Below are 5,340 nucleotides of genomic sequence, written 5' to 3'. Positions count from 1 at the left end.
ATAGAAAGATGAAATAGAGCAAAAAAAGAGAGCTGTCGCACGAAGCCAAAATGGCTTAATGCGACAGCCCCTTTTTTCTACTCTTCTTCTATTTTCAACTGGTCCGGTGTAGTGCAGAACGTGAATTCCGGATTCCGTTCGACGATCCAGTTGGTCTGCCATTCGTTGGCGATGAGCAGGACGACGCGCTGTTTATGGTCTTTGACGATCATGGCGCTGTCGATGTTCTTCAATTCCTTGTAGTCGTGGCCGTTGGTCTGAATCCAGCGGGCTACCGTGTAAGGCAGACGGTTCATTTCCAGGTCGACGCCGTATTCGTGCTTCAAGCGGTATTCCAGGACTTCGAACTGGAGTTGCCCGACGGCACCGACGATGTAGCTTTCCATGGAGCCCAGGTTTTCATAAATCTGGACGGCCCCTTCCTGGGCCAGCTGGGTCATGCCCTTGAGGAACTGCTTGCGCTTCATCGAGTCCTTGGCGCGGATGCGGGCGAAGAGTTCCGGCGGGAAAGTCGGGAAGTCCTTGAACGTGACTTTCTTCTTGCCCGAATAGAGGGTGTCGCCGACGCCCATGGTGCCGTTATCGAAGACACCGATGATGTCTCCCGGGTAGGCATCTTCGACGATGGTCCGTTCCGTTGCCAGGAACTGCTGGGGCTGCATGAGGCGCAGTGTCTTGCCGGACTGGCGGTGGGTGACGGTCATGCCTTTTTCAAACTTGCCCGAGCAGATGCGCATGAAGACGATGCGGTCATGGTGCTGCGGGTTCATGTTGGCCTGAATCTTGAAAACGAACGACGTGAACTGGTCCGATGTCGGGTCGACGACGCCTTCCAGGCATTTGCGCGGCTGCGGTTTCGGAGCCATGCGCAGGAACTCTTCCAGGAAAGGCTTGACGCCGAAATTGGTCATGGCCGAGCCGAAGAACATCGGCGTCAGTTCGCCGCGCTTGACCTTTTCCATGTCGAATTCGTCGCCGGCTTCATCGAGGAGTTCGATGTCGTCGATGAGGCCCTGGTGGACGTCTTCGTCGAGGAGTTCTTTGAAAATCGGGTCGTCTGCCGAACCCTTGGTCGATGCCAGTTTGCGCTGGCCGTGGGTCGTGTCTTTTTCAAAGAGTTCAATGGACGACGAAGCCCGGTCATAGATACCCTGGTAATTGCCATTCAGGCCGATAGGCCAGTTCATGGGGTAGGCGTGGATGCCCAGGATGTCTTCGATTTCGTCCATGAGGTCGAAGGGGTTGCGGCCGAAGTGGTCGATCTTGTTGACGAAGGTGAAGATGGGGATGCCCCGTTCTTTACAGACGCGGAAGAGCTTCTTGGTCTGGGCTTCGACGCCTTTGGCGACGTCGATGAGCATGACCGCGCTGTCGGCAGCCATGAGGGTCCGGTACGTATCTTCACTGAAGTCCTGATGGCCCGGCGTGTCGAGGATATTGATATGATGGCCTTCATAGTCGAACTGAAGGACCGAACTGGTGACGGAGATACCACGCTGTTTTTCGATTTCCATCCAGTCTGAAACGGCGTGCTTTGCCGTCTTGCGGGCCTTGACGGAACCGGCTAGGTGGATGGCACCTCCGTAGAGCAGTAATTTTTCAGTCAACGTCGTCTTGCCGGCATCCGGGTGGGAGATGATGGCAAAAGTACGGCGATTATTTACTTCATCGATTAATGACATAGTACACCTCATCTGTAGTTAAAGCTAAAACATGCAAACACTATTTATTATATCGGGTTTTTCTGGGAACCGCAAGGCATTTACGACTGGCATTTCTTGTCATTTCACGTTATAATAGACTTAAACTATACAGAATGAGAAGGAGCGTCTTACATCGTGATTATTACCAGAGAAACAGACTATGCTATCCGCATTTTACGATCCCTGGCTGATTTACAGCTGAAAAATATACGGGAAATCAGTGACGAACAGCTCGTACCCCGGCAATTCGCCTACAAGATTTCCAAGAAACTGGAACGGGCCGGCTTCATCGAAATCATTCGCGGCGCCCAGGGGGGATGCCGCTTGACGCGGGATCTGCACAACATTACCCTTATGGACATCATCAACGTCATGGAACGGGAAAATATGATCACCAGCTGCCTGGACGGCGGTTTCCAGTGCCCGTACCATCACCGCTACGGCATCTGTGACGTCCACGAAGCCCTGGCCAGCGTACAGGGCAAGCTGGCTGCTTACCTGTCGACGCTGAATCTATATGATATCATGTTTCCCCATGGGGGACCGGGCGCTTTGAAGCGGTCGGATACATCGCAGCATTTGTTATAAAGGAGCCTGGTTATGAAAAAAACGACTTTTATCGCCGTTTGTGTCTTTGCTTTGTGGACGGCCCTGGCCCTGCCGGCGGTCCCGTCTTTCGTTCAAGCCGCTAAAGGAGGCGGCGGTGCCCGTGTATCGGCGCCCAAGTCGCTGCCGGCACCGGCGCCGAAGACCGTGACTCCGAAAGCGGAAACGACGAAAAATACAGCGCCCAGCCTGGGCAATACGAAACCGAACGGTCAGACCCAGGCGCGCAAAGCCGAAACGGCTCAGGCCAATACCAGCCGGACGTCTTCTTCGTCCCGCCTGGGCAGCGTCATGCGCGGCATCGGCCTCTTTGCCGGCGGCATGTTCCTGGGCAGTATGCTCAGCCATCTCTTCGGCTGGGGGTCCCTGGGCTGGGGCGCCGATATCCTCGGCCTGTTAGTGAATATCTTCCTCTTCTACCTGGTCATCAAAATCGCCGCCGCCCTCTGGCGCTGGCTGCGCGACCGCCGCAGAAGGTGACGTATGGACGAATCCTTTATGAAAGAACGGGCGATTTTGCCGCTCATCGCATCCATGGCTCTGCCGGCCGTCGTGTCGATGATCGTCAATTCGCTCTATAATATTGTCGACAGCCTGTTCGTTGCCATGATCAGCGAACAGGCTATGACGGCTGTGTCCCTGGTCTTTCCCATGCAGAACTTCATCAATGCCGTCTGCATCGGCTTCGGCGTCGGCCTCAATGCCATCATTTCTATCTGCCTCGGCGCCGGACAGAAAGGGACGGCCGATGTGGCCGCGACACACGGCGTCTTCCTGGCTGTCGTCCATGGCCTGGTCATGACGGCCGGCTGTATCTGGGCTGTGCCGGCTTTTTTACGTGCCTTTACGCAGGACGCGGGACTCATCAATTTGGGCCTGCGCTATGCGGTCATCGTCTTTACCTTTTCTACGATCCTCAGCGTCGACTTGGTCTATGAAAAGATGTTCCAGGCCGTCGGACGCATGCAGGTCACTATGGCCGGCTTATCTCTGGGCTGCCTGGTCAATATCATCGGCGACCCGATCCTCATCTTTGGCCTGGGACCGATTCCGGCCATGGGGATTGAAGGCGCAGCCTGGGCGACGGGCCTGGGCCAGACGGTGAATCTCCTCTTCTACGCTTTTGTCTGCCACTGGCGGCCGCTGCGGGTGGAAGTTTGCCGCCGCCATCTCCATTGGGATATCGAACTCGATAAGCGCCTCTATGGCATCGGTATTCCGGCGGCCTTCAACATGGGCTTGTCGTCGGTCTTCCTCGTCGCCCTGAACCATCTCCTGGCGCCTTTTTCACCGACTTATATTTTCATCCTCGGCGTCTATTATAAGCTCCAGACCTTTCTTTCTATGCCGACAAATGGTATCATTCAAGGTGTGCGGCCGCTGATCGGCTATAATTACGGGGCTGGGGAATTGGGCCGCGTGCGCCGCATCTACCGGACGACGCTGGTCCTAAACGGACTGTTCATGGCGGCGGGCCTGGTCATCTGTCTGGCCGTACCGGATGTCCTCATGAGCTGGTTTACCTCTCGTGAGGAAACCATCGCAGCCGGCGCGTCGGCCCTGACCATCATTGCCTGGGGGTTCGTGCCGTCGGCCTTGTCCATTACGGCGTCTGGTGCCCTGGAGGGGCTGGGGAAGGGCAATCCGTCCTTTGCCATCACCCTGCTGCGTTACGTCGTCATCAGCCTGCCAGCGGCGTGGCTCCTCTGCCGTGCTTATGGTCCGGACAGCGTGTGGCACGCTTTCTGGATCTTTGAATGTCTGGCAGCGCTTGCAGCCTGGAAGATTTACGACCACTATGCCCCAGCCGTTACGATAGAAAAGGAGACGACATGAAGTATAAAATCATTGCTTGTGATATGGATGAAACGCTGCTCAGCAGCGACGCGACGATTTGCCAGCGCAATATCGAAGCCATTACGGCGGCTATTGCCAAAGGCGTGAAATTCGTTCCCTGTACGGGCCGGGGCTTCCGCTCCATCGAAGGCATCCTGAGGACCCTGGGCCTCTACGACCAGGCGGACCAGTACGTCATCGGCTTTAACGGGGCCAATATTACGGAAAATAAGGGCAGCCGCTCCCTCTTCTGGGATCCGATTCCTTTCAACCTGGCCGACCGGATTTTCCGCCGCTGCTGTGCTTACGGCCAATGTATGCATATCTATACGCGTGATGTCGTCTACATCACGAATATTACGCCCGATGAAGAAGCCTTCCTTCATGGCCGCATGGGCTACGTGCCCGTCGAGGCGGAGAACCTCGATTTCATTCGCGGCAAAGAGGAAGTCTGCAAGCTCATCGTGACTAATACGGATTACGACTATTTGCAGCAGATACATGCCGAAATCCGTCCCTTGCTGGACGACATTACGGTCAGTTTCTCCAGCAACCGTTATATCGAATTCATGCACAAAGGCGTCAACAAAGGGACGGGCCTGTGGAAATTGGCAGATATCCTCGGCATAGCCCATGAAGAAACCATGGCCATTGGCGACAATATCAACGACATCGACATGCTGAAAGCCGCCGGCCTTTCCGTCGGCGTCCATAACCTCAACCCCGTCATCCGAAAGTACTGCGACGTCGTCACCGACGCCACCAACAACGAAGGCGCCGTCGCCGAAGCCATCGAGAAGTATGTGTTGTGAGCGTGGTTCGTGGCTCGTAAGAAACTGAACTGCGCAGGCCGCGGTCCGCAGGTCGCAGGCCGCAAGCCTCTCCTAATAGGAGAGGTGGCCCGCAGGACCGGAGAGGTTGAACTTCCCAGTCAGCTGTGCTGACAGCTCTCCTACAAAGAGAGCCAATGGGCTTTTAAATCTAAAGCCATCCACTAACAACTAACCACTAGTCACTAACAACTTAAAAGGGGCTGTCGCACGAAGGTTTTTGCCATCATGCGAGGCCCTTCAACTTAAAAGTTTTTCGTTCGTAGTTCATCGTTCATCGCGATGGATTAAACTGTACCCTTTGTCAAGGACATTTTTAAAAGTTTATATCCCTTGTTTTTAGACAGGCACATGTTTCTTGTCCC

5 protein-coding genes are annotated in these 5,340 nt (G+C 55.0%); 4 read left to right on the top strand and 1 reads right to left on the bottom strand.

The genetic code is table 11. The features are described 5' to 3' along the window. Positions 1-77 precede the first annotated feature (77 nt). A complete protein-coding gene (locus ACE418_RS13220) occupies positions 78-1,682 on the bottom strand; it encodes a peptide chain release factor 3 (protein ID WP_302511682.1) in 1,605 nt (534 codons plus the stop codon). Between the two features lie 156 nt (positions 1,683-1,838). On the opposite strand from ACE418_RS13220, the gene ACE418_RS13215 reads away from it, so the two are divergent. From ACE418_RS13215 to ACE418_RS13200, 4 genes are read left to right on the top strand one after another with little or no spacing between them, the layout of a single operon-like run. Next, complete coding sequence (locus ACE418_RS13215) at positions 1,839-2,291, top strand: RrF2 family transcriptional regulator (protein WP_416451043.1); 453 nt, start codon at positions 1,839-1,841, stop codon at positions 2,289-2,291. Positions 2,292-2,303: 12 nt separating this feature from the next. Next, positions 2,304-2,789 (top strand): hypothetical protein, encoded by a 486-nt coding sequence (locus tag ACE418_RS13210; RefSeq protein ID WP_416451042.1) that lies wholly within the window; start codon positions 2,304-2,306, stop codon positions 2,787-2,789. A gap of 3 nt (positions 2,790-2,792) precedes the next feature. Beyond that, the gene (locus ACE418_RS13205; protein WP_416451041.1) at positions 2,793-4,145 is read left to right on the top strand and encodes an MATE family efflux transporter; all 1,353 of its coding nucleotides are present in this window, start codon (positions 2,793-2,795) and stop codon (positions 4,143-4,145) included. Then, positions 4,142-4,957, top strand: coding sequence for a Cof-type HAD-IIB family hydrolase (locus ACE418_RS13200; RefSeq protein WP_416451040.1), 816 nt, complete (start codon positions 4,142-4,144; stop codon positions 4,955-4,957). The genes ACE418_RS13205 and ACE418_RS13200 overlap by 4 nt, the downstream gene beginning before the upstream one ends. Positions 4,958-5,340: the final 383 nt, after the last annotated feature.

Source organism: Megasphaera jansseni (assembly GCF_047974155.1).
Taxonomy (GTDB): domain Bacteria; phylum Bacillota; class Negativicutes; order Veillonellales; family Megasphaeraceae; genus Megasphaera.
This window is presented reverse-complemented; position numbering and strand designations above follow the sequence as displayed.

Coding starts and splice junctions, on each gene's coding strand:
- ACE418_RS13200 (WP_416451040.1), top strand. CDS start 4,142: ATGAAGTATAAAATCATTGCTTGTGATATGGATGAAACGCTGCTCAGC.
- ACE418_RS13205 (WP_416451041.1), top strand. CDS start 2,793: ATGGACGAATCCTTTATGAAAGAACGGGCGATTTTGCCGCTCATCGCA.
- ACE418_RS13210 (WP_416451042.1), top strand. CDS start 2,304: ATGAAAAAAACGACTTTTATCGCCGTTTGTGTCTTTGCTTTGTGGACG.
- ACE418_RS13220 (WP_302511682.1), bottom strand. CDS start 1,682: ATGTCATTAATCGATGAAGTAAATAATCGCCGTACTTTTGCCATCATC.